Annotated in this window: 1 protein-coding gene and 1 pseudogene; both read left to right on the forward strand. The window is 61.5% G+C overall.

The genetic code is table 11. From position 1 onward, the window contains the following. Positions 1-312: pseudogene (locus ACQKPE_RS26570) on the forward strand (glyoxylate carboligase); the annotation flags it as partial. Positions 313-322: 10 nt separating this feature from the next. Continuing rightward, positions 323-1,095: hydroxypyruvate isomerase (gene hyi, locus ACQKPE_RS26575; RefSeq protein ID WP_427669656.1), on the forward strand; the 773-nt coding region annotated here is incomplete at its 3' end.

The following is a 1,095-nucleotide window of genomic DNA, read 5'->3' on the forward strand; positions in this document are numbered from 1 at the left end:
TGCGTGCAACTGGCGTTCGAGAACATCAACGCCAGCGAAGCAGGTAACTATGGCGTCGATCACGTGGCCGTGGTCGAGGGCCTGGGTTGCAAGGCCATCAGGGTCTTCGAGCCTTTTGAAATCGCGCCAGCATTGCGCGAAGCCCAAAGAATGGCCGAAACCTTCAGGGTGCCCGTCGTGGTAGAAATCATTCTCGAGCGGGTCACCAATATTTCCATGGGCACCGAAATCGATGCCGTCAACGAGTTCGAGCCCCTGGCCAGCTCGGCTGACGACGCCCCGACTTCGATCGTGCCAATGCAGGCACTGTAAGGAGAAACCTATGCCGCGTTTTGCTGCCAACCTGTCCATGCTGTTCACCGAGCAGGACTTCCTGTCGCGCTTCAAGGCTGCCGCCGATGCAGGTTTCAGCGGGGTCGAGTACCTGTTTCCCTACGACTATGAGCCCGCCGCTATTCGCCAAAAGCTCGATGAGCACCAGCTGACCCAGGTGCTGTTCAACCTCCCCGCTGGCGACTGGGCCAAGGGCGAGCGCGGCATCACCTGCCACCCCGATCGCGTCGAGGAGTTCCGCGCCGGTGTCGACAAGGCCATTGAGTACGCCAAGGTGCTCGGCAACACCCAGGTCAACGCCCTGGCCGGCATCCGCCCGCAAGGCCCGGACTGCGCCAGCGTGCGCAAGACCTTCGTCGACAACCTGCGCTACGCCGCCGACAAGCTCAAAGGCGCCGGTATTCGCCTGGTCATGGAAATGATCAACACCCGTGACATTCCGGGCTTCTACCTCAATACCACGCAGCAGGCCCTGGAGATTCAGGCAGAAGTCGGCAGCGACAACCTGTTCCTGCAGTACGACATCTACCACATGCAGATCATGGAAGGTGACCTGGCCCGCACCGTGGAGGCCAACCTGGCCAAGATCAACCACATCCAGCTGGCCGACAACCCCGGCCGCAACGAACCGGGCACTGGCGAAATCAACTACCGCTTCCTGTTCGCCCACCTGGACCGCATCGGCTACCAGGGCTGGGTGGGTGCGGAGTACAAGCCGCTGACCACCACCGAAGCGGGCCTGGGCTGGCTCAAGACCCATAA

The sequence above is a fragment of the Pseudomonas sp. NPDC089554 genome (assembly GCF_050280645.1).
GTDB lineage: Bacteria > Pseudomonadota > Gammaproteobacteria > Pseudomonadales > Pseudomonadaceae > Aquipseudomonas.